Source organism: Amycolatopsis sp. NPDC043889, from assembly GCF_056435645.1.
Genome location: NZ_JBWKEC010000001.1, coordinates 285,359 through 305,759, shown reverse-complemented (window position 1 = coordinate 305,759; position 20,401 = coordinate 285,359). Strand labels below are relative to the sequence as shown.

The window sequence follows — 20,401 nt, the reverse complement described above, 5'->3', positions numbered from 1 at the left end:
TTCCGCGCCCGCGACCACCGCGACGAGCCCGGCCGGGTCCGCGTGAAAACATGTCGCCATGAGTCCGGTCAGCCGTGCGCGCAAGAAGGCAGCCCAGCCCTCCACTCCGAGTGTGACGGGCCTCTTCAAGGACGTCCTCCGGGACTTCTCGACCCTTGGTGCCGAACCCGAGGTGCTCGACGTCGAGCTGCTGACCTCCGAGGTGCTCGGCCAGTGGTGGGAGATCGAGCTCGAAGAGGACGAAACGCCGCTGGGCCTGGAGCTCATCGCGTTCGCCGAGCGGAAGATCACCCCCGCCGCGGCCGCGCTGCTCGCCGGGCTGAAGGTCTTCGCCGAGACCGAGGAGGAGCGCGAGGCGGCCGCTTCGGCGCTGAACACCGTGCTGGGCCGCGGGATCCCGGAGCCGGAATGGGTGGCGGAGCTGGCCGCGGTGACCATCGGGGAGTGCTGGCGGACCGGTGACGTCTTCGGCGACGAGTCCTCTCTCCTGTGCGTCTTCTCCCGCGGCGGTGCCGAGCACGGTTTGCTCGCGCTGGTCGACTTCACCGAGGGCGGCCGGATCCGCGACGTCGTCGTGGTCGACAAGCCGCAGGACGTGCTGGCCGAGATGCGGCAGCAGGCCGCCGACGACCCGGAGCTGGTCACGCTGGAGCGGGTGCTGCCCGAGCGTGCCCACCAGCTGCTCGCGGACGGGCTGGCCGCGACGGACGTCGTCGAAGAGCCCGACGTCAGCGAGGACTACGCGCGGTTCCACGCGCTCGCGCTGGCGTGGATCCGGGCGCTGCCCGCTCCCGAGCCGTCGCCCGAGATCACCGAATGGCCCGAGCAGGTCCGCGAAGAGGTCGTGGCCGACTTCATCGGGTCCGGACTCGTCGAGGACACGGAGGCGACGCGGTTCTACGCGCGCTTGCTCGTCGACTACGGCTGTGAGACCGAGCCGGGCAGCCCGCTGCGGGTCGGCCCCGAGAAGCTCGCCCGGTTCCTCGAATCACTGCTGGACGGCGAGTTCGAGATCGACGAGGCCTACGAAGACGCGCTGGAGCCCGCCCTGCTCGGCTGGGTCACCTGGGCCGCCGACCGCGCCGGACTCCCCGAGGCCGCGCGTGTCGCGCTGCTGGAGAGCGCGACCGAGTTCCTGGAGGAATTCGCGCAGGACGAGGATTCCGCGCTCGACGTCTACTTCGACGGCTCCGAGGGGATCGAAGACCCGGCGGACCTCGCGGAAGCCCTGGCGCGCCGGATGTTCGCCGTCCCGACGGTCTACGCGGAGATCGGTGACGAGGAGCTGGAGCTCGAACCCGCCGACCCCGAACAGCGCCGCCTGCTGGTGATCGGCGAGCACCCCGAATACCACGAGGCGCTGGCCGAGGAGACCTTCGACGGCGAACCGCGGATGCGGCTCGCGCTCAAGACCACGATCGTCGACCAGCTCTGGGCCGACGAGCCCGCCGAGGTCTGGCAGGCCGTGCGGCGGCTGAGCGAGACCGGGCAGGAGCGCGAGGAGATCTTCGACCGCCTCATCGACGCGCTGTCCGCCCAGCTCACCGAAGCGGGCGAGCACGAGATGGACTACGACATCGACGACTACCGGAAGGCGCTCGGCGAGCTCGCCTGACACCCGTTTTCCCCGGTCACCCCCCTCCAGCCCTTGCCAACCCACCTAGTTCTGTCTAGTCTGTCTAGATGAAAGCAGCAACCTGGCAAGTGCAGGACGCCAAGCAGCGGCTGAGCGAGCTGCTGCGCCGAGCCGCGTCCGATGGGCCGCAGTTCGTCACGAAACATGGGGAGGAGGTGGCCGTGGTGCTGGACATCGTGGATTACCGCAGGTTGACCGGAAGTGGCGAAGCCGTCGATTTCAAGCTCGTGCTCTCCGGGGAGCAGCATCATCCCGAGTACGGGGAGGCGCTGGCCGACGTACTGGAGGAGATCGCCGCCGAACGAGCGGAAGACCTGCCGAGGGATGCCGTGGAGGTGAGCGGGTGAGCTTTCTGCTGGACACGAACATCGTGTCCGAGGCTCGGCGCCGCACGCCGAACCCGGGTTTCGCCCGGTGGTGGGGAGGGGTGTCGTCGAGCAGGCTCTATCTGAGCGCGCTGACGGTGGGGGAAATCGAGAGGGGGATAACGAAACTCAGGCATCGAGGGGAGCGGGACAGGGAGCGTGCGGAGGCGCTGGCCGATTGGCTGGCCGGGCTCACCGCGCAGTTCTCGGAACGGATCCTTCCGGTGACCGCCGAAATCGCGGCCGAATGGGGCAGGCAGTACGCGCCGCGGAAGGTGCCGTCGATCGACGGGCTGATCGCCGCGACCGCCCGGGTCCACGAGCTGACCCTGGTCACCAGGAACCTCGCCGACATGGCCGGGCTCGGCGCGCAGGTGCACAATCCGTTCGATTGAGCCGAGCTCCGCGGGGATCAAGACGTCCGGACGCCTTGATCGGCCGGAGTTCAGCTCACCGGGGTTCAGCCCAGCGGTGCCGCGGGAGTGCCCTTGCTCTCCGTGACTTGTGGCTTCTTCCGGCGACGGTCACCGCGGGCGTCGTCGAAGTCGACGACGAAGGCGCCGGCGGCCATGGCCACCAGGAGTGCGAGTCCGAGAATCGAGCCGACCCAGGTCAGGATGGTCGAGAACATCGTGAGCCTCCTCCCTGCTCAAGGTCCTTTCGAGACCTCGTGAACCCTTGACACAAGGGTCGCCTCGGGGGGCTGTAGCCGGTATCGGCCAACCGGTTACACGTACTGTGCGTGGATCGGCCGATCGGCCGAGGAAAGCCACCGGCCGACAGCGGTGCGCGACCGGCGGGCACCACAGGCTCTCCCGTGGTGCGAAGGCTGGTCCTTGTGAGGGAACAGCCGGAAGCCGCCCGCGTGAACGGCTTACGGCGAAGTGATCTTGGCCGTCGTCGTGAACGTTCGCCGTGAGTAGAGAATCCGTGGGTGCCCGGTTACGCGGCGTTGTGGTCTCGAAGACGTGACACTCGTGATCAGAGCCGGAACTCGCGTACTGGGCGCCGGACTCTGGTGTGCGGAGTCCGATCACGCGAGTTACGCCTTCGATCACGCGAGTTACGCCTTCGATCACGTGAGTTACGGGTCCGATCACGCGAGTTCCGCCTTCGATCACGTGAGTTGCGGCTCCGGCCTCAGAGCTTGCGCAGCCGGACCCGGTTGATCGCGTGGTCGGCGTCCTTGCGGAGGACGAGGGTCGCCCGGGGCCGCGTCGGTTTGATGTTCTCCATCAGGTTCGGCTCGTTGATCGTGCGCCACAGGTGGCGTGCCTCGGCACGGGCCTCGTCGTCCGGGAGGCCGGCGAAGTGGTGGAAGTGCGACGCGGGGTCCGCGAAAGCGGTGTGCCGCAGCTTGAGGAAGCGCTCGATGTACCAGCGTTCGATGTCGGTCGTCGGCGCGTCCACGTAGATCGAGAAGTCGAACAGATCGGAGACAGTGAGCCGAGGGCCGGGCTGAAGGACGTTCAACCCTTCGAGGATCAGGATGTCGGGCCGCTGAACGACCTGTTCCTCGTCGGGAAGGATGTCGTAGGCGAGGTGCGAGTACACCGGAGCGCTGACCCGGTCCGCCCCGGACTTCACCTCGGTGACGAACCGCAGCAGCGCCCGCCGGTCGTAGCTTTCCGGGAAACCTTTGCGGTGCATGATCCCGCGCCGCACCAGTTCCGCACGCGGGTAGAGGAAGCCGTCGGTGGTGACCAGGTCGACCCTGGGGTGATCCGGCCAGCGGGCGAGCAGGGTGCGCAGGATGCGCGCGGTGGTCGACTTGCCGACGGCGACACTGCCCGCGATCCCGATGATGTACGGCACCTTGGTGCCCCGACTGTCTTCACCGAGAAAGGTGGTGGTGGCCTCGTACAACCGTTGCCGGGCGGCGACCTGGAGATTGATCAGCCGGGAGAGCGGCAGATAGACCTCGGCGACCTCGGCCAGGTCGACCTGTTCGCCGAGACCGCGCAGCCGCAGCAGTTCCGCGGCGGTCAGCGGCAGAGGAGTCGACCTGCGCAACTCGCGCCACTGCTCACGGTGCAGCTCGACGTAGGGACTGAGCTCACGGACCCGCGGCATCGCACACTCCTCGCCCGTCGCCTGCGCTGGCGCCGTACAAAACCGTGTTGACGAGTTCTCGGCGGGTGAACGTGCCTCGAACCGGATGAAGCCGCTTTAACGGTAGGGCTTACGGCTCGTGAACGCGCTGCGATGTGATGTACCCCGCTTCAGGGCGTTACCATCCGTTACGGGTACGGCCCGGCGTGAAGACCTCGTTCCACGCGGCGGCGACCTGCCGTGCGCAGGACGCGGGCGCGACCTCGCCGAAGCCGGTACCGAGTCCGGGCATCGCGATCGTGTGCACGAGATCACGGACCCGGCCCTGGTCGAGCCTGCCGTCGCGCCACTGCTGGAACACCGCCCTGGCGGCCAGGTACGGATGCACGGTGTCACGCGGGAGGCGTTCGCCGGGTTCCCGCGTCGTCGGCGCGCTGATCAGCCAGGCGGGCTCGGCCTCGCCGGTGGGCACGATAACCGCTTCGCCGATCGGGAGCTCCCCGCCGTGGTAGGCGAGCACGGCGCTGCGCACGTTCTGCTCGACCTCGGGATAGGCGCGGGCGTACACGGCGTCGATGCCGCCGCGCATCCAGCCGTAGGAGTTCGCGGGGCTGACGACGGCCTGCGCGACGACGTCGAGCACGGACCCGCGGTGCACGAAGACCCGGCCGTCCACAGTGTCCGCGACGGTCGTCCAGGCTTGTGCGAGCAGGTCATCGACGGCGCAGAGCACCAGCTCCGGAGTGGGGCGGTCCGACGGGGGAGCGAAGGAGGAGCCGGTGTCCTCGTGGCCGGTGCGCGTGCCCGGTTCGGCGGTCACGCCCTAAGCATGGCAAAAAAAGCCACCCGGCGTAACCGGTGCGCGTACCGGCTGTCCGAGTGAAAGTCGCCATCCGCGCCGTGCGTAATCTGGCGGGGTGTCACGGATCGCTTACTTCGGCCCCCAGGGAACCTTCACCGAACAGGCCGCGCGCCGGCTCGCCCCCGGGGAGGAGCTGATCCCGGCGGAGACCATCCCGGCGGCGCTGGCCGCGGTGCGCTCGGGCGCGGCCGACGCCGCGTGTGTCCCGATCGAGAACTCCGTGGAGGGCGCGGTCACCGCCACCCTCGACAGCCTGAGCGAGGCCGAGCCGGTCGTCGCGGTGGCGGAGGTGCTGCTGCCGGTCCACTTCAGCGTGCTGACCCGGCCGGGCACCACCGAGATCCGCACCGTGGCCAGCCATCCGCACGCGCTCGCCCAGGTCCGCCACTGGGTCGAGGCGAATCTGCCGGGTGCGCGCCCGGTCGCCACGTCGTCCACGGCGGCGGCCGCGGTCGCGGTCGACGCGGGCGAGTTCGACGCCGCCGTCACCGCGCCGGTCGCCGTCGAGCACTACCCGCTGGAGGTGCGGGCCACCGAGGTCGCCGACGTCCGCGACGCCAAGACCCGGTTCATCCTCGTCCGCACGCCCGGTGAGCTGCCGGAGCCGACCGGGGCGGACCGCACGTCGATCGTCGCCGCCGCGACGAACCGGACCGGCGCCTTGGCGGAACTGCTCACCGAGCTGGCGGTCCGCGGGATCAATCTCACCAAGCTGGACGCCCGCCCGACCAGGAACAACTTCGGCGAGTACCGCTTCTTCATCGACTTCGAGGGACATGTGGCAGAGCCCCGGATCGGCGACGCGCTGGCCGCGTTGCGCCGCCGGTGCCGGAACGTGCGGTTCCTCGGCTCCCACCCGCGCGCGGACAACGGCACGACCGAGATCGAGCCGGGCGTCGCCAACGAGGATTTCACCGACGCGATCGCCTGGGTCGAGTCGGTACGGAAGGGAGCACAGGCGTGAAACTTCTCCTCGTCCGCCACGGCCAGACCGACGGCAACGTGCGGGGCGCGCTCGACACGGCGCTGCCGGGGCCACCGCTCACCGAGCTGGGCCGCGAGCAGGCCCAGGACCTCGCGAAGCGGCTGGACGGCGAGCCGATCGTCGCGGTCTACGCCTCGCAGGCGATCCGCGCCCAGCAGACCGCCGCGCCGCTGGCGGCGAAACTCGGCTTGGACGTCCAGGTCCTCGACGGCGTGCACGAGGTCGCGGCGGGCGACCTCGAAGGCAAGACGGACAAGGACTCGATCACGACCTACATGAGCGTCGTGCGCCGGTGGACGCTCGGCGAGCTCGACCCGCCGATCCCCGGCGGCGAGACCGGTGCGCAGGTCCGCGCCCGCGTGCTCGACGCGGTCGCCCGGCTGCGTGCCAAGCACGAGCAGGCCGACCCCGACGGCACGGTGGTGCTGGTGAGCCACGGCGGCGCGATCCGGCTGGGCGGCGAATGGCTCGCCGGGAACGTGACCGCCGAGGTCGCCAACCAGGGGCTCGTGCCGAACACCGGGATCGTCGAGCTCGTCGCGACCCCCACCGGCTGGAGCTGTCTCACTTGGGCGGAGGCCCCCGTCGAACCCTGATCAGGGACGTTTGCCTCCGCGCCCGCCGGGGAATACACCCCACAAGATCGATTAACACCTTGTGGGGAATTAACCGGTGGAGCGCAACCCCCACGGCGGACAACACGTCTACTGGACGGTGGGTCACCCGGCAGCGTCGGACTACAGGGAGGCGAATGACCATGGTTCGTTCGAAACTGATCTCCATCGGCGGTCTCGTCGCGGGTACCGCCGGGCTTCTGCTGCTCAGCGCCTGCGGTGCGGAGACCGCGCCCGTCGCGCAGAACACGTCCGCGTCGCCGTCCGGTTCGGCGCCGGACACCTCCGCCGCGCCCAGCGCGAGCTCTTCGAGCCCGGCGCCTGCCCCGCAGCCCGTCCAGCCGCCCGCGCAGGCGCCGAAGAACGACGGGCTGTGCAAGGCCGGCGACGTCAAACTGTCCGTCAAGGACAGTGACGCCGCCGCGGGCACGGTGTACCGCAAGCTCGTCATCACCAACGCGAGCGGACACCCGTGCACCGTCCAGGGCTTCCCGGGCATCTCGTACGTGACCGGCGCCGACGGCCACCAGGTCGGTGAGGCCGCGTACCGCGACGGCGCCAAGGGTGGCCCGGTCCAGCTCGCCAATGGGGAGAGCGCGATCGCCGACGTCGGTTTCGTGAACGTCCGCAACTACGACGAGGCGGTCTGCAAGCCCACCGAGACCCGAGGGCTGCGGGTGTACCTGCCGCAGGAGACGGCGTCGAACTTCGTGCCGGTGCAGGGACTCGGCTGCGCCGGGAAGATTCCTGGCAATCAGCTGACCGTCAAGACCGTCCACAAGGGCTAGAGCTGGGCACAGAGCTGTTCGGCCTGCGCCAGATGCCGCTGTCCCGAAATCTGGTTGAAGTGCAGGCTGAACACCATCCGGCTGACCCCGTCGATATGTTCGGCCAGCGGCCGGTAGGTGTCCTTGGCGGCGGCCGCCGCGGCGGAGAGTTCGCGTGCGGCCGTCATCCGGTGCAGGACTTCGGGGGCGAGGACGGCCACGGTCCGTTCGCCGGGTGCGGAGTCGGTGGTGTCCGGGATCGTGCCGATCCTCGCCAGCGCCGAGCAAGCGTGCTTCGCGTCTTCGAGCGCCCCCGCGTTGACGCCCGAGAGCGCCCACAGCATGCCGATCACGCCACCGCCGATCACGAAACCGGCGACGGCGGTCAGTACTTGCGGCCGTCTCGAAGGTTCTGTCGTCCCCACGCCGGCCTCCGGCACCAGTGTCTGCTGCATCGCGGACCTCCCCGTCACCCGTGGCGGTGATGGGCTATTTCAGCACCAAAGGCCTTTGTTTTCACCGGTCTCGGTGGAGAACCCGCTCCTCCGTGGCCGATTCGTCATCGAAGGTTCCTTGCCGTAACGAGACGAACGCGAAACCGGCTACTCCGAACAGCAGCAGCCCGGACGTGAGGAACGTCCTGGCCGGGGAACCGAGGGCGTGGGTGAGGACGCCGCCGAGCAGGGCGCCCACCGGGATCGCACCCCAGACGACGGTGCGCCACACGCCGAGGACCCGGCCGAGCAGGTCGCCGGGGACGAGCGTGTGCCGCGCCGTCCCGAGCACGATGTTCACCGCGACCACGGCGGCCGCGAACAGGCCGAACAGTGCCGCACCCGCCACCGGCGAGCTCGTCAGGCCCATCCCGGTGAACGCCGCGCCGCAGCAGGCCGTGCCCCCGACGAGCACCGCGCGCCGGCTGGTCGCCTTCACCAACCGAGGGGCGAGGGCCGCGCCGAGCAGGCCGCCGATGCCGCCGACTAACGCGAAGAGCCCAAAGGCCGCTTCGCTGAGACGCAGGTACTCGATCGCGTAGAGCACCAGCTGCGCCTGCGCGAGTTCGCTGACCAGGCTGATCAGCCCGGCGATGACGACCAGCCGCAGCACCAGCCTGCTGTGCTTCAGCCAGCGGAAACCCTCCGCCAGTTCGGTGCGGAGGCCGGCGGGCGCGTTGCCGGTGGCTCTCGGCCGATAGCTCCCGGCGAGTCCGATCAACACGGCGGCCGCGATCGCGAAGCCCACCGAGTTGAGCAGGAACGGGAACGTCGCGAAGAGCGCGAAGGTGGCGCTGCCGACCGGCCCGCCCAGGAAGGTCTGCCCCACGATCTCGCACGCCTGGAGCTTGCTGTTCGCGCTGTCGAGTGATCCCTTGCCGACGACCGCCGGGATGAGCACGTTCGCGGCGCTGTCGGCGACCACCTCCGCGAAGCCGATGAGCAGGGCGGCGGCGTAGACCAGCCAGATCGTCACTCCGCCCGCCGCGACCAGGGCGGCCGTCCCGCCGACGACGACCGCGCGGACGCTGTTCGCGAGGATCATCGCCCGTCGCCGGTCGATGCGGTCGAGCAGCGCGCCCGCCGGGAGCGCGAACAGCAGCCACGGCAGGAACTGGGTCGCCGAGAGGCCGGCGATGAGCAGCGGATCACGGGTCAGGGTGACCGCGAGCAGCGGGAACGCGACCTTGCCGATCCCGTCGCCGAGGTTCGACGCCGCGCTGGACGCGAGCAACCAGCGCAACCGCCGGTCACTCCTCCCTCGTGTCGCCGACTCGGTCATGGACCGCCTCCCCCAGGCATTCGCCGGCGCAGGCCGGCGACAACGTGTCGAAAAGTTTAGCGGGGGCTGTCGCCCAAAGTGGCTGGGTTGTTACGCCCAGTTAAAAATCCGGAGTACCCTTGGTGCTCCACGCACGAAAATCACCGACCATGCCGCCTTCGGCACGGAATCCACTGTGCACGTGTCGGGGGAGCAAGGGACCTTTGCTCTCGTCCGTCCGGCGGCTCAGCCCCACCCGAGTTCGTGCAAGCGCGCGTCGTCGATGCCGAAATGATGGCCGACCTCGTGGACGACCGTGATCAGCACCTCCTCGACGACGTCCTCCTCGGTATCGCACATCTCCAGCAGCGGACGCCGGTAGATCGAGATCCGGTCCGGCAGCACCCCGCCGTACTCGTGGGTCCGCTCGGTCAGTGCGACCCCGTGGTACAGGCCGAGGATCGTGGGCGACTCCTCGTTGAACTCCTCCACGAGTACCACGACGTTGTCCATGGCGTCCGCGAATTCGGGCGGGAGCTCGTCCAGTGCCTCCGAAACCAGCTCCTCGAACCGCTGCTGGGTCATCTCGACGGGCACGCGATCACCCTCCGGTCTTCGGGGCCGAAGACGACGACGGCGGCGGGGTCTCGCCGGTGCCGACCTTGACGCTCCCGGTGACCGGCGCCAGCCCCTTGTTCTCCGGCAGGACCGCCGCCACCTTGCAGTTCACCAGCGTCGACCCGGCGTCCCAGCTCTCCTGCTCGCGGACGTCCCAGCTGAGGATGAGCTTCTTCGCCGCCAGGTCCGCGTTGCCGGTGTACTCCTGCGCGGCCGTCGAGCACTCGGTGTCCAGCCAGGTGTTCTGCTGCTCCTGCGACGGGTAGCCGTCCTTGAACTTCGTCTTGAGATCGAGCGTCGCGATGATCTCGTACGAATGCGTCTGCGCGCAGTCGATGGGGTCGCCGAAGCTGTTGTTGAGCAGCGCGAGGCAGGTGCCCGGCTCCCAGACGGCGGACTGGTCCTGTTCCTTCGCCGGCCCCTTGGTCGGCTGGAGCTTGCCGCCCTGGCCCGCCCACTGCAGACCGCACCGCAGCTGCCGGTCGCCGTCGGCCCACTGCGCGGGCGTCGGCCGGAGCAGGTTCATGCTCAGCTTGCCGTAGGGATCGAGGTTGCGGCCGAGATACGGCTTGACGTCGACAGTGCACTGTGACCTGGAGATCTCCTGCCACTGCTCCAGGTTCGGGCTCGGCGCCCCCGGCGGGTACTGCGCGCCGATGTCGACGATGCTGGTGACCTCGAACAGGTGCGCCTCGGCGCACGGCACGCGCCGCGCGTCGGTGGCGTCCGGATTGTTCCAGGTCAGACAGGTGCCCGGAGGAGATTGAAACGCCTCGGCCGCGGCGGGCGACAGTTTGGGGGCGCCGCCGCCCGCACCGCCCTCCGGGCCCACGTTCCACGAAAACGCCACACTCAGCGAAAGCGCGATGATCGCGCCCGCGAACACACCGGCCATGACGAGCCGGGTGCGCAGGGTGCTCAGCGCGTTTCGCGGATCACGGAACCGCTTGGCCTGTTGAGACATCCACTCCATGATGCCCGCGCCGCACGTAAGGTGCGCGTACCGGGTGGTTAGTGTTGAGGTACGGATACTTGGCGGGCCGTCGATTACGGAGCTTTTGATGACGCAGGATGACAACCAGGGGGCACAGCCGCCTCAGGAGCCACCGAAGCGCGGCAGCATGCGGTTTCAGGACGAGACGACGCGGGTGCGGCAGCCGTCGCTGGCCGAGCAGCGGGCACGGCAGCAGGCGCTGGCCGAGCAGGAGCGCCAGGAGGTGCTCGCGGCCGAAGCCGCCCGCGCCGCCGAGAAGAAGTCTTCGACCAAGAAGAAGATCCTGATCGGCACCGGCGTGACCGTCGGCCTGGTCGGCTTGGTCGCGACGTTCTACACGGTCGCGAAGCCGGAGAACGTCACGGCCGTCTGCGCTGCCAAAGACACGGAGATCATCGGCGACGACCGGAACTGCGACGAGAACTACGTCCGGTCGCAGGGCGGTTACGTCAGTGGCGGGTTCTTCTTCATCCCCATCGGCGGTTTCGGTGGGCCGATGCAGAGCTACCGCTACAACTACGGCGGGACCGGGCAGATCGGGCAGCGCGTCTCCGGCGGCTCGTACACCGCGCCGTCGGGCGCGAACATCAGCACCAAATCGGGCAAGTCCGTCCAGCGCGGCGGGTTCGGCATCAGCGGCAAGAGCGGCGGCAGCGGCAAGAGCGGGGGCTCGTAGGTGTACCGGGATTCCAAGCCGCCCCGGCGGGACTGGCAGAACATCGTCGAAGAGCAGGGGCTGGTCTTCGGCACGCCCGCCCGCGACGGCTCCGGCAAGTCCCGGCCGTACTGGGACGAGTCGGTCCACTACGTCTTCGACATGGACGAGATCCTGTCCGTCGAGGCTGACGTCGAACTCCTGCACTCGATGTGCCTCGAAGCCGTCGACAACGTGATCACCACCGAGCAGTACCACCGCTTCGGCATCCCCGAGTGGGTCTGGCCGCATATCGCCGAGTCGTGGAAACGGCAGGATCCGCACGTCTACGGCCGCTTCGACCTGCGCTACGACGGCAAGAGCCCGGCGAAGCTGCTCGAGTACAACGCCGACACCCCGACCTCGCTGCTCGAGGCCGCGGTCCTGCAGTGGCACTGGAAGACCACGGTCTTCCCCGAGGACGACCAGTGGAACTCGATCCACGAGAAGCTGGTCGAGCGCTGGGGCGAGCTCGCCGACAAACTGCCGTCGAACGAACTGCACTTCACCTGGTCGTCGGCCGATCCGTCCGGTGAGGACCACGTGACGACGGCGTACCTGCAGGAGACCGCGGCCGAGGCCGGGCTCGACACCGTCGGCCTGTCGATCGAGGAGATCGGCTGGGACCCGGTGCTCAAACGGTTCGTCGACCTCGAAGAGGCGCAGATGGCGACCGTGGTGAAGCTCTACCCGTGGGAATGGGTGGTCGACGAGGAGTTCGGCCGCTTCGCCGTCGAGACCATGCCGCGCACGCTGTGGGTCGAGCCGCTGTGGAAGATGATCCTCTCCAACAAGACGCTGCTCGCGATCCTGTGGGAGAACTACCCGGGGCATCCGAACCTGCTGCCCGCCTTCGCCGACGACCCCGGTCTGCTGACCGAGTACGTCCGCAAGCCGAAACTCGGCCGCGAGGGCGCGAACGTGCAGATCGTCGCCACCGGGTACGAGACGCAGACCGACGGTGTCTACGGCGCGGAAGGGTTCGTCTACCAGGCGTTCGACCCGCTCCCGGAGTTCCAGGGCTACCGGCCCGCGCTCGGCGCGTGGATCGTCGGGGACCAGGCCGCCGGCCTCGGCATCCGCGAGACCGCGGGTCTCGTCACCGACGACGGTGCGGCGTTCGTCCCGCACCGCATCGTCGAGACGTGATAGAAGCAACCGCACAAACCTGACATTCCTGACTCCTGGAGAACCCCTGTGACCACCACCCTTGCGCTGTCCGACACGTTCGGCTCCGACCTCGTGCGAGGGATCGGCGCGATCCTGTTGTACGGCGTCGTCGGCCTGCTGATGATGTTCGCCGGGTTCTGGGCGATCGACTGGACCACGCCCGGCAAGCTCGCCCAGCTGGTCACCCGCGGCCTGCCGAACGCGGTCATCGTCACCGCGTCGGGCCTGCTGTCGATGGCGTTCATCATCGTCGTGGCGATCGCGAACTCCGCCAGCGACCTGACCGAGGGGCTCATCACCTCGCTGGTCTACGGCCTGCTCGGCATCATCGTGCAGGTGCTCGCCGTCCGGCTGCTGGAGTGGGCGACCCGGATCGACGTCCGCTCGACGATCGAGAGCGAGAAGTTCGCCCCGGCCAGCATCGTCGTCGCGGCCGCGCACCTCGCCCTCGGCCTGGTCGTGGCCGTCGCCATCTCGTGATTTCCTGACGCACTGAAACCGGCATGGGCGCACGATTCCCACTAACGTGGGAGTCGTGCGCCTTTTAAGGACACCGGACGACCGGTTCTCGGACCTGCCCGATTTCGACTTCGAACCGCGCTACGCGGAACTCGTCGACCTTCACGGCGGCGTGATCAGAGTGGGGTACGTGGAGGCCGGACCCGAGGACGGGCCGCCCGTTCTCCTGCTGCACGGCGAGCCCACCTGGTCCTACCTCTACCGCAAGGTCATCCCGGTGCTCGCCGACGCCGGGCTGCGCGCCATCGCGCCCGACCTGGTCGGCTTCGGCCGATCCGACAAACCCGGCGACATGGTCGACCACACCTACCAGCGGCACGTCGAGTGGATGCGCGCGTTCGCCTTCGACGTCCTCGACCTGACCGACGTCACCCTGGTCGGCCAGGACTGGGGCGGCCTGATCGGCCTGCGGCTGGTCGCCGAAAACCCCGACCGCTTCGCGCGGGTCGTCGCGGCCAACACCGGCCTCCCCACCGGCGACACCGACATGCCCGAACTCTGGCACAAGTTCCGCGACGCCATGGAGAACGCCCAGGTCATCGACGTCGGGCGGTTCGTCCAGTCCGGCTGTCAGACCAAGCTGTCCGAGGAGGTCCGCGCCGCCTACGACGCGCCCTTCCCGAACGAGATGTACAAGGCCGCGCCGCGCGCGATGCCGTCCCTGGTGCCGATCACTCCGGGCGATCCGGCCTCGGCCGCCAACCGGGCCGCGCTGAAGGTGCTTTCGGAGCTGAACAAGCCGTTCCTGGTCTCGTTCTCCGACGGCGACCCGATCACCGCGCCGTGGGGCCTCGAACTGCGGGGTTCGATGCGCGGCGCCCGCGAACTCGAGCATCCGACGATCACCGGCGCGGGCCACTTCCTGCAGGAGGACGCCGGTGGGCGGCTGGGCGAGGTCATCGCCCGTTTCGTCCGCTCCTGAACGCTAGGAAGGGACCTTTCCTTGCAAATTTTGCAAGGAAAGGTCCCTTCCTAGCGTTTGTCAGGAGATGGCGGCCAGTGCGTCGGTGATGATCCCGAGGCCTTCGGCGGCCTCTTCGGCGGTGAGCGTCATCGGCGGCGCGATCCGCAGCACGTTGCCGTGCAGCCCGCCCTTGCCGATCAGCAGCCCGCGTGCCTTGGTCTCCTCCATCATCCGCGCCGCGGCCTCCGGGTTCGGCGTCATACCGCCCGGCTCGACCAGCTCGACACCGATCATCAGGCCCTTGCCGCGCACGTCCCCGATCAGCGGGTTCCCCGTCGCGCGCAGGCCGTCGAGCAGTTCGTTGCCGCGGGCCAGCGCGTTGGCCTGGAGGTCGTGGTCGGCGATGTGGTCGAGTACGGCGGCCGCGCCCGCCATCGCGACCGGGTTGCCCCCGAAGGTCGAGATCGAGTTCGCGGTGAGGCAGTCGACGAGGTCGCCGCGCGCCACGAGCCCGCCGATCGCGAGACCGTTGCCGAGGCCCTTCGCGAAGGTCATCGCGTCGGGGACGACGTCGTGCGCCTGGATCCCCCAGTAGTGTTCCCCGGTCCGTCCCCAGCCGGTCTGGACCTCGTCGGAGATGAACAGGATCCCGTACTGGTCGAGGACCTCCTTCATCGCCTTGAACAGGCAGTCCGGCGGTGAGCTGAAGCCGCCGACGCCCTGGATCGGCTCGGCGATCATGCACGCGACGTCGCCCGATGTGCCCGTCTCCAGGACGTCGACCAGGTCCGCGACGCAAGCGTCGATGTACTCCGTGTCCGAAAGCGCCCGGAACGGGCTGCGGTACCGGTAGCCGCCGTGCACGTAGCTCACCTTCACCGGGCTGAGCGACGACGCCGACCAGCCGCGGTTGCCGGTGATGCCGACCGTCGCGAACGACCGGCCGTGGTACGAGTTCCGCATCGCCAGCACCTGATTGCTGCGCCGGTACTGGGTGGCGAGCATGAGCGCGGTGTCGTTGGCCTCGGTCCCGGAGTTGGTGAAGAACACCTTCGCGTCGGGGATGCCGGAGAGCTTCGCGATACGTTCGGCCAGTTCGACCTGTGACCGGATCAGGTACAGCGTCGACGTGTGCAGGATGCCGGTGTCGAGCTGCTTGCGCACGGCGTCGCTGATCGCCGAGACGTCGTAGCCCATCGAGTTCGTCAGGATGCCCGCGAAGAAGTCGAGGTAGGTGCGCCCGGTCGAGTCGATGACCCGGCGGTCCTGCGCGTGCACGATCTCGATCGGCTCGTCGTAGTAGAGCGCCAGCCACGACGGCAGTACCGCCTTGTGCCGCGCCAGCAGGTCCGCATCGGTCATCGGGTTTCTCCGTCCGCAGCAGGGAGATCTCAGTATGGGGACGGCCCGAAACGGGCGGCAACGATCAGACTGTCGGGTTATCCGCGTGGACCCGCACATTTTGTGCGGCTCGCACGGACTACTCTCAGCACTCGTGATTGACCCCAGGACTCTGCGCGATGACCCGGACGTCGTGCGCGCTTCGCAGCGCGCCCGTGGCGAGGACGAAGGAGTGGTCGACAAGCTGCTCTCCCTCGACTCCCGCCGCCGCTCGTCCATCGCCGCCGCCGACAAGCTGCGCGCCGAGCAGAAGTCGCTGGGCAAGCTCATCCCCAAGGCACAGGGTGACGAGCGGGCCGAGCTGCTCGCCAAGGCGAAGGACCTCGCCGCCCAGGTCAAGACGGCCGAGATCGAGCAGACCGAGGCGTCGGAGGAGTTCGAGCAGCTGCACCGCCTGGTGCCGAACCTCGTCCACCCCGAGGCACCCGAAGGCGGCGAGGACGACTACGTCGTGCTCAAGCACGTCGGCGAGCCGAACAAGTTCGACTTCAAGCCGAAGGACCACCTCGAACTCTGCGAGGGCCTCGGCGCGCTCGACATGGAGCGCGGCGCGAAGGTCTCGGGCTCGCGGTTCTACTTCCTCACCGGCATCGGCGCCCAGCTGCAGCTCGGCCTGCTGAACATGGCGATCGCGCAGGCGACCGCGAACGGGTTCACCCCGATGATCACCCCGACCCTGGTCCGGCCGGAGATCATGGCGGGCACCGGCTTCCTGGGCGCGCACTCGTCGGAGGTCTACCGCCTGCGCGACGACGACCTGTACCTCGTCGGCACCTCCGAGGTCCCGCTCGCCGGCTACCACGCCGACGAGATCCTCGATCTGAACGACGGCCCGAAGCGGTACGCGGGCTGGTCGTCCTGCTACCGCCGCGAGGCCGGGTCGTACGGCAAGGACACCCGCGGCATCATCCGCGTCCACCAGTTCGACAAGGTCGAGATGTTCGTCTACACGCGTCCCGAGGACGCCGAAGCCGAGCACGCGCGCCTGCTGGACTGGGAAGAGCAGATGCTCGCCAAGATCGAGGTCCCCTACCGGGTGATCGACACCGCCACCGGCGACCTCGGCACGTCCGCGTACCGGAAGTTCGACTGCGAGGCGTGGGTGCCGTCGCAGGAGACCTACCGCGAGCTGACCTCGACGTCGAACTGCACGACCTTCCAGGCCCGCCGCCTCGGCATCCGCTACCGCGACGACGACGGCCGCCCGCAGACCGTCGCCACGCTGAACGGCACGCTCGCCACCACCAGGTGGATCGTCGCGATCCTGGAGAACCACCAGCTCGAAGACGGTTCCGTCCGGGTGCCGGAGGCGCTTCGCCCCTTCCTCGGCGGAACCGAGGTGCTCACGCCGACATCCAAGTAGCGGTCGGCGGTGAGGGGAAGAGGACGCATGCGGTATCGGAATTCGCTCGCGATCGGGCTGGCGGTGCTGACGCTCGGCGGCTGCACGTCGGTCATCGGCGGTACGGCTTCGCCGGTGCCGGGGCAGGGGCCGGTCATCACGAAGGCCGAGCCGTGCGAATTGCTCTCGCAGGAGCAGGCGGAAGCCATCGGGGTCACCTTTCCCGGCAAGGAACGTCCGGCGGACAAGGCACGGAAGATCCCCGGGACGTGCCGGTACCCGGAGCTGGAGGACGCGCCCGACGGGGTCGCGCTGGAGGTGTCGCAGAGCTTCGACCTCTCGCTGGTCGACTACGTCAGCGGTGCTCTTCCGGGGGAGAAGTTCGGCATCGGCGGGTTCACCTGGACCCGGTACGCGTCCATCTTCGGCCCGAGCCACTGCTCGCTGATGACCGAACTCGATCCGAAGACCTTCGTCGAGATCACGAGCCAGGCCCCCGGCGAAGACGTCACCAAGGCCTGTGACCTGGCGAAGGCCGCGGCTCCCGCGGTCGCGTCCCACCTGCCTGGCGGACAGCCGAGCCCGCCGCTCACCGCGCCCCCCGGCCAGAAGCCGATCGAGGCTTCCGGACCGCTCGTGACCGTCGATCCGTGCTCCCTGCTCAAACCGGACCAGGTGACGCCGTTCAACCTTCAGGCCGCGCGGCCGATGAACGGTTCGTCGAGGGATCCGAAGAACGGCTGCCAGTGGGACGACAACGATGGTGACGAGGGCAAGAAGGCCCTCGACCTGTGGCTCTACACGGCGACGAAACTCGAGGACGTCCCCGGTCTCGACGGCACCCCGGTCGAGCAGATGGTGGCGGGCAAGAAGTGGTTCGTCTACTCGAGCCCGGACAGCCCGATCTGCGTCGCGATGCTGCCGGTCACGGAGACCTCCTCGGTCAAGATCGACACCGGTGACCTCAGCGACAACGCCAAGGCCTGCGAAATCCCGCAAGCCGTGATGCCGCTGGTGACCGGGAACATGCCCGCCTTCTAGACCAGTTCGTCGGAGATGTGCTTCGCGATTTCCAGCGCGCTGGTCGCCGCCGGTGAGGGCGCGTTGAGGACGTGCACCTGGTTCCGCGCGGTCTCGATCAGGAAGTCGTCGACGAGCGCGCCGTCCGGGCGCAGCGCCTGCGCGCGGACGCCGGAGCCGTGCCGCACGATGTCGTCCTCGGTGACGGCGGGTACGAGCCGCGCGAGGCTTGCGGCGAAGCGGCGGCGCGAGAACGACCGGCGGACCTCGTCGAGCCCGGTCGGGTACGCGTACTTGCGCGCGAGCCGCCAGACGCCGGGGAAGCGGGCGACCTCGGCGAGGTCCTTCGCCGAGATGTCGCGCCAGGTGTAGCCCTCGCGGCGGAGCGCGAGCACGGCGTTGGGGCCGGCGTGCACGCTGCCGTCGAGCATGCGGGTCAGGTGCACGCCGAGGAACGGCAGCGAAGCGTCCGGGACCGGGTAGATCAGGCCGCGCACCAGATGACGGCGTTCCGGCTTCAGCTCGTAGTACTCGCCGCGGAACGGCACGATCCGCGCACTCGGCGTCAGCCCGGCGAGCCGCGCGACGCGGTCGGCGTGCAGGCCCGCGCAGTTGACGAGGGCGTCCGCGTGGATCACGTCGTCACCGGTCGCCACCTCGACACCGCCGGAGCGGCCAGGGCGGATCCCCAGCGCGGGAGTGCCGAGACGCAGGTCGGCGTCGGATTCGTCGAGCAGCCGCACCAGGGCGGCGCAGACGGCGGGGAAGTCGATGATGCCGGTGGACTCCACGCGCAGCGCGGCGACGCACGAGACCTCGGGTTCGTACTCGCGGGCTTCGCTCGGGGTGATCAGCTTGGCCGGGACACCGTTCGCCTCGGCGCGTTCGGCGAGCACCTTCAGTGCCGGAAGCTCCGCTTCGGAGGTGGCGACGACGAGTTTGCCGCAGACCTCGACCGGCACCCCGTACTGCCGCGCGAAGTCCACAATGGACCGGTTGCCCGCGCTCGCCATCCTGGCCTTGAACGAACCCGGCTTGTAGTAGAGCCCCGCGTGCACGACGTTCGAGTTGTGCCCGGTCTGGTGGGCCGCCCAGTGGTCCTCCTTCTCGAGCACCGTGACGTCCAGACCTCGTTTGGTCAGCTCCCAGGCGGTGGCGAGACCAACGATCCCGCCTCCGATGACTACGACTGTGCGCACGATCGACCAGGTTACCCGGAGCGCTACCTGACAGCTGTCAGGTTCGGTGGTAGCGTACCTGACCGATGTCAGGTAAACGGCTGAGCAGGGAAGAACGCCGGGAGCGGATCCTCGCCGCGGCGGCGCGGGTGTTCGCCGCGTCCGGCTACGACGCGGCCGGGATGCGCGAGGTCGCGACGGCCGCCGGTATCAGCACGCCCGTGCTCTACGACCATTTCCCGTCCAAGGCCGCGCTGTACGCCGGGCTCCTGGAGTCCGAAGTGGACAGTCTGCTGGCCGGCTGGGCGGACCTGCCCACGTCGGGCACCGCCGAGGAGCTCCTGCGAGGCCGGGTGGCGGCGATCTTCGCCTGGATGGAGACGAACGAACGCGGCTGGCGGATGATCTTCGCCGAGACGCCGTCCGACGAGGCGGTCGCCGAGGTGCACCGGCGCGGACAGGCCAGGGCCACGGGGCAGCTGACCGAGGTGTTCGCCCGCGTCCCCGGCCTGGCGCTGACCGCGGACCTGCCGCGCGACCGCGCGAACGAAGCGCTCGCCGAAGCGGCGAAGAGCGCACTGAACGCCATCGCCACCTGGTGGTGGAGCAACCGCGACATCCCGCGGGAACAGGTCGTCGCGCTCACGGCGGATCTGTTGTGGCGCGGGCTGGGGAACCTGATCCAGGAGGACGCATGAGCACCGAAACCGCCGAGCGGTACCGCCGGGCCCTCGAAACCCGAGACGTCGAACTCGCGCTGAGCGCCTTCGCGCCGGACGCCGTCGTGCGCTCGCCGTTGACGAGCCGCGTCCGGTTCACCGGGCACGCGGAACTCAGGCCGCTGCTGGAGGTCGCGTACTCGCATCTGCGCGACGTCCGGTTCCACACCGACACCGGCGACGAGGCCACGCGGGTCGTCGTCTACACCGCGCGCATCGGCGGCGAGGAGATCGAAGAGGCGGCGGTGCTGAAGCTCGGCGAAGACGGACTCATCGCCGAAGTGACGCTGTTCGTGCGGCCGCTGCCGGGGCTCGTCGCGCTCATGGACGCCTTCGGCCCGGACATCGCGCGCCGCAACGGCCGCACGTTCGCGGCCCGGCTACTGAAGGTGGCCGCGAAACCCTTGCTGGCCATGGTCCGGTCGGGCGACAAACGCGCGGTCCCGTTGGCCGGGCCCCGCTGACGAGAGCCGGCCTGGTCCCTGAGTGTCCACAAGGGACACTTTTCGCTGACTTAATGTCTGATTGATTCCGGGATGGGCGATTTCACGAGGGGGTCGTGAGTGGCGTTTCGGGTTCTAACCCGAAACGCCACTCACGACAGTCGACCCACGGCCAGGCCGAAGGCGTCCCTTCGTCGCATCAGACGCAGCGAAGGGAGCGTTCATTCCACCTGTCAACCTCGCCCAAGATCAACTTAAGCTACGTGACATTGCGTTCTAACCGTCATTATCACTCACGACCCCGCCGTGGAACCGCGCATAGCGCCTGAATCGGGCAGCTCCTTCTCGGGAAGAGTCCCTTGT

23 protein-coding genes are annotated in these 20,401 nt (G+C 68.9%); 14 read left to right on the top strand and 9 right to left on the bottom strand.

Features of this window, described 5'->3' with window-relative positions:
- Positions 1-58 precede the first annotated feature (58 nt).
- The 3 genes from AC0685_RS01615 (at position 59) to AC0685_RS01605 (ending at position 2,396) form a co-directional block, all read left to right on the top strand.
- The gene (locus AC0685_RS01615) at positions 59-1,615 is read left to right on the top strand and encodes a DUF1841 family protein (protein ID WP_478223782.1); all 1,557 of its coding nucleotides are present in this window, start codon (positions 59-61) and stop codon (positions 1,613-1,615) included.
- Between the two features lie 68 nt (positions 1,616-1,683).
- Positions 1,684-1,983, top strand: a complete 300-nt coding sequence (locus tag AC0685_RS01610) for a type II toxin-antitoxin system Phd/YefM family antitoxin (RefSeq protein WP_478223781.1) — start codon at positions 1,684-1,686, stop codon at positions 1,981-1,983.
- Entirely contained in the window at positions 1,980-2,396 is a 417-nt protein-coding gene (locus AC0685_RS01605) for a PIN domain-containing protein (protein ID WP_478223780.1), read from the top strand. Before AC0685_RS01610 ends, AC0685_RS01605 begins: the two co-directional genes overlap by 4 nt.
- Positions 2,397-2,461: 65 nt before the next feature.
- On the opposite strand, the gene AC0685_RS01600 is transcribed toward AC0685_RS01605, so the two are convergent.
- The 3 genes from AC0685_RS01600 to AC0685_RS01590 form a co-directional block, all read right to left on the bottom strand.
- Positions 2,462-2,632: a hypothetical protein gene (locus tag AC0685_RS01600; RefSeq protein ID WP_478223779.1), complete on the bottom strand. Its 171-nt coding sequence runs from the start codon at positions 2,630-2,632 to the stop codon at positions 2,462-2,464.
- Positions 2,633-3,141: 509 nt separating this feature from the next.
- A complete protein-coding gene (gene coaA / locus AC0685_RS01595) occupies positions 3,142-4,074 on the bottom strand; it encodes a type I pantothenate kinase (protein WP_340685933.1) in 933 nt (310 codons plus the stop codon).
- Positions 4,075-4,231: 157 nt separating this feature from the next.
- Positions 4,232-4,873, bottom strand: coding sequence for a macro domain-containing protein (locus tag AC0685_RS01590; protein ID WP_478223778.1), 642 nt, complete (start codon positions 4,871-4,873; stop codon positions 4,232-4,234).
- Between the two features lie 97 nt (positions 4,874-4,970).
- Between AC0685_RS01590 and pheA the strand changes: the two genes are divergently transcribed.
- From pheA to AC0685_RS01575, 3 genes are all read left to right on the top strand, one after another.
- Complete coding sequence (gene pheA / locus AC0685_RS01585; protein WP_478223777.1) at positions 4,971-5,879, top strand: prephenate dehydratase; 909 nt, start codon at positions 4,971-4,973, stop codon at positions 5,877-5,879.
- Entirely contained in the window at positions 5,876-6,496 is a 621-nt protein-coding gene (locus AC0685_RS01580) for a histidine phosphatase family protein (RefSeq protein WP_478223776.1), read from the top strand. Before pheA ends, AC0685_RS01580 begins: the two co-directional genes overlap by 4 nt.
- Before the next feature lie 155 nt (positions 6,497-6,651).
- A complete protein-coding gene (locus AC0685_RS01575; protein WP_478223775.1) occupies positions 6,652-7,302 on the top strand; it encodes a DUF4232 domain-containing protein in 651 nt (216 codons plus the stop codon).
- On the opposite strand, the gene AC0685_RS01570 is transcribed toward AC0685_RS01575, so the two are convergent.
- The 4 genes from AC0685_RS01570 to AC0685_RS01555 form a co-directional block, all read right to left on the bottom strand.
- Complete coding sequence (locus AC0685_RS01570) at positions 7,299-7,736, bottom strand: hypothetical protein (RefSeq protein ID WP_478223774.1); 438 nt, start codon at positions 7,734-7,736, stop codon at positions 7,299-7,301. The genes AC0685_RS01575 and AC0685_RS01570 overlap by 4 nt on opposite strands.
- A gap of 61 nt (positions 7,737-7,797) precedes the next feature.
- A complete protein-coding gene (locus AC0685_RS01565) occupies positions 7,798-9,057 on the bottom strand; it encodes an MFS transporter (protein ID WP_478223773.1) in 1,260 nt (419 codons plus the stop codon).
- Positions 9,058-9,282: 225 nt separating this feature from the next.
- Positions 9,283-9,633 carry a metallopeptidase family protein gene (locus tag AC0685_RS01560; RefSeq protein WP_093936420.1) on the bottom strand — a complete coding sequence of 117 codons (351 nt, stop codon included), beginning with the start codon at positions 9,631-9,633 and terminating at the stop codon, positions 9,283-9,285.
- A 4-nt stretch (positions 9,634-9,637) separates the two neighbouring features.
- The gene (locus tag AC0685_RS01555) at positions 9,638-10,618 is read right to left on the bottom strand and encodes a septum formation family protein (protein WP_478223772.1); all 981 of its coding nucleotides are present in this window, start codon (positions 10,616-10,618) and stop codon (positions 9,638-9,640) included.
- A 97-nt stretch (positions 10,619-10,715) separates the two neighbouring features.
- On the opposite strand from AC0685_RS01555, the gene AC0685_RS01550 reads away from it, so the two are divergent.
- From AC0685_RS01550 to AC0685_RS01535, 4 genes are read left to right on the top strand one after another with little or no spacing between them, the layout of a single operon-like run.
- Positions 10,716-11,324: a hypothetical protein gene (locus AC0685_RS01550; RefSeq protein WP_478223771.1), complete on the top strand. Its 609-nt coding sequence runs from the start codon at positions 10,716-10,718 to the stop codon at positions 11,322-11,324.
- Positions 11,325-12,491, top strand: a complete 1,167-nt coding sequence (locus AC0685_RS01545) for a glutathionylspermidine synthase family protein (protein WP_478223770.1) — start codon at positions 11,325-11,327, stop codon at positions 12,489-12,491. It abuts the gene before it with no gap.
- A gap of 48 nt (positions 12,492-12,539) precedes the next feature.
- Entirely contained in the window at positions 12,540-12,992 is a 453-nt protein-coding gene (locus tag AC0685_RS01540) for a DUF350 domain-containing protein (protein ID WP_340685923.1), read from the top strand.
- Between the two features lie 55 nt (positions 12,993-13,047).
- Entirely contained in the window at positions 13,048-13,953 is a 906-nt protein-coding gene (locus AC0685_RS01535) for a haloalkane dehalogenase (protein ID WP_340685922.1), read from the top strand.
- A 60-nt stretch (positions 13,954-14,013) separates the two neighbouring features.
- Here AC0685_RS01535 and AC0685_RS01530 read toward each other — a convergent pair whose 3' ends face one another.
- Complete coding sequence (locus AC0685_RS01530) at positions 14,014-15,297, bottom strand: aspartate aminotransferase family protein (RefSeq protein WP_478223769.1); 1,284 nt, start codon at positions 15,295-15,297, stop codon at positions 14,014-14,016.
- A 133-nt stretch (positions 15,298-15,430) separates the two neighbouring features.
- Between AC0685_RS01530 and serS the strand changes: the two genes are divergently transcribed.
- Together serS and AC0685_RS01520 are read left to right on the top strand one after the other, a co-directional pair.
- Positions 15,431-16,699, top strand: coding sequence for a serine--tRNA ligase (serS, locus tag AC0685_RS01525; protein ID WP_478223768.1), 1,269 nt, complete (start codon positions 15,431-15,433; stop codon positions 16,697-16,699).
- A gap of 27 nt (positions 16,700-16,726) precedes the next feature.
- A complete protein-coding gene (locus AC0685_RS01520; RefSeq protein ID WP_478223767.1) occupies positions 16,727-17,719 on the top strand; it encodes a DUF3558 family protein in 993 nt (330 codons plus the stop codon).
- Here AC0685_RS01520 and lhgO read toward each other — a convergent pair.
- Positions 17,716-18,969, bottom strand: a complete 1,254-nt coding sequence (gene lhgO / locus AC0685_RS01515) for an L-2-hydroxyglutarate oxidase (protein ID WP_478224433.1) — start codon at positions 18,967-18,969, stop codon at positions 17,716-17,718. The genes AC0685_RS01520 and lhgO overlap by 4 nt on opposite strands.
- Between lhgO and AC0685_RS01510 the strand changes: the two genes are divergently transcribed.
- Together AC0685_RS01510 and AC0685_RS01505 are read left to right on the top strand one after the other, a co-directional pair.
- On the top strand, positions 18,963-19,574 hold the full coding sequence (locus AC0685_RS01510; protein WP_478223766.1) for a TetR/AcrR family transcriptional regulator: 612 nt from the start codon (positions 18,963-18,965) through the stop codon (positions 19,572-19,574). The genes lhgO and AC0685_RS01510 overlap by 7 nt on opposite strands.
- Positions 19,571-20,059 (top strand): nuclear transport factor 2 family protein, encoded by a 489-nt coding sequence (locus tag AC0685_RS01505; RefSeq protein ID WP_478223765.1) that lies wholly within the window; start codon positions 19,571-19,573, stop codon positions 20,057-20,059. The genes AC0685_RS01510 and AC0685_RS01505 overlap by 4 nt, the downstream gene beginning before the upstream one ends.
- Positions 20,060-20,401: the final 342 nt, after the last annotated feature.

Bases quoted from the DNA above. Each gene is read 5' to 3' on its own strand.
- AC0685_RS01615 (WP_478223782.1), top strand. From the start codon at position 59: ATGAGTCCGGTCAGCCGTGCGCGCAAGAAGGCAGCCCAGCCCTCCACT.
- AC0685_RS01610 (WP_478223781.1), top strand. From the start codon at position 1,684: ATGAAAGCAGCAACCTGGCAAGTGCAGGACGCCAAGCAGCGGCTGAGC.
- AC0685_RS01600 (WP_478223779.1), bottom strand. From the start codon at position 2,632: ATGTTCTCGACCATCCTGACCTGGGTCGGCTCGATTCTCGGACTCGCA.
- coaA (WP_340685933.1), bottom strand. From the start codon at position 4,074: ATGCCGCGGGTCCGTGAGCTCAGTCCCTACGTCGAGCTGCACCGTGAG.
- AC0685_RS01575 (WP_478223775.1), top strand. From the start codon at position 6,652: ATGACCATGGTTCGTTCGAAACTGATCTCCATCGGCGGTCTCGTCGCG.
- AC0685_RS01570 (WP_478223774.1), bottom strand. From the start codon at position 7,736: ATGCAGCAGACACTGGTGCCGGAGGCCGGCGTGGGGACGACAGAACCT.
- AC0685_RS01565 (WP_478223773.1), bottom strand. From the start codon at position 9,057: ATGACCGAGTCGGCGACACGAGGGAGGAGTGACCGGCGGTTGCGCTGG.
- AC0685_RS01555 (WP_478223772.1), bottom strand. From the start codon at position 10,618: ATGTCTCAACAGGCCAAGCGGTTCCGTGATCCGCGAAACGCGCTGAGC.
- AC0685_RS01550 (WP_478223771.1), top strand. From the start codon at position 10,716: ATGACGCAGGATGACAACCAGGGGGCACAGCCGCCTCAGGAGCCACCG.
- AC0685_RS01530 (WP_478223769.1), bottom strand. From the start codon at position 15,297: ATGACCGATGCGGACCTGCTGGCGCGGCACAAGGCGGTACTGCCGTCG.
- AC0685_RS01520 (WP_478223767.1), top strand. From the start codon at position 16,727: ATGCGGTATCGGAATTCGCTCGCGATCGGGCTGGCGGTGCTGACGCTC.
- AC0685_RS01510 (WP_478223766.1), top strand. From the start codon at position 18,963: ATGTCAGGTAAACGGCTGAGCAGGGAAGAACGCCGGGAGCGGATCCTC.
- AC0685_RS01505 (WP_478223765.1), top strand. From the start codon at position 19,571: ATGAGCACCGAAACCGCCGAGCGGTACCGCCGGGCCCTCGAAACCCGA.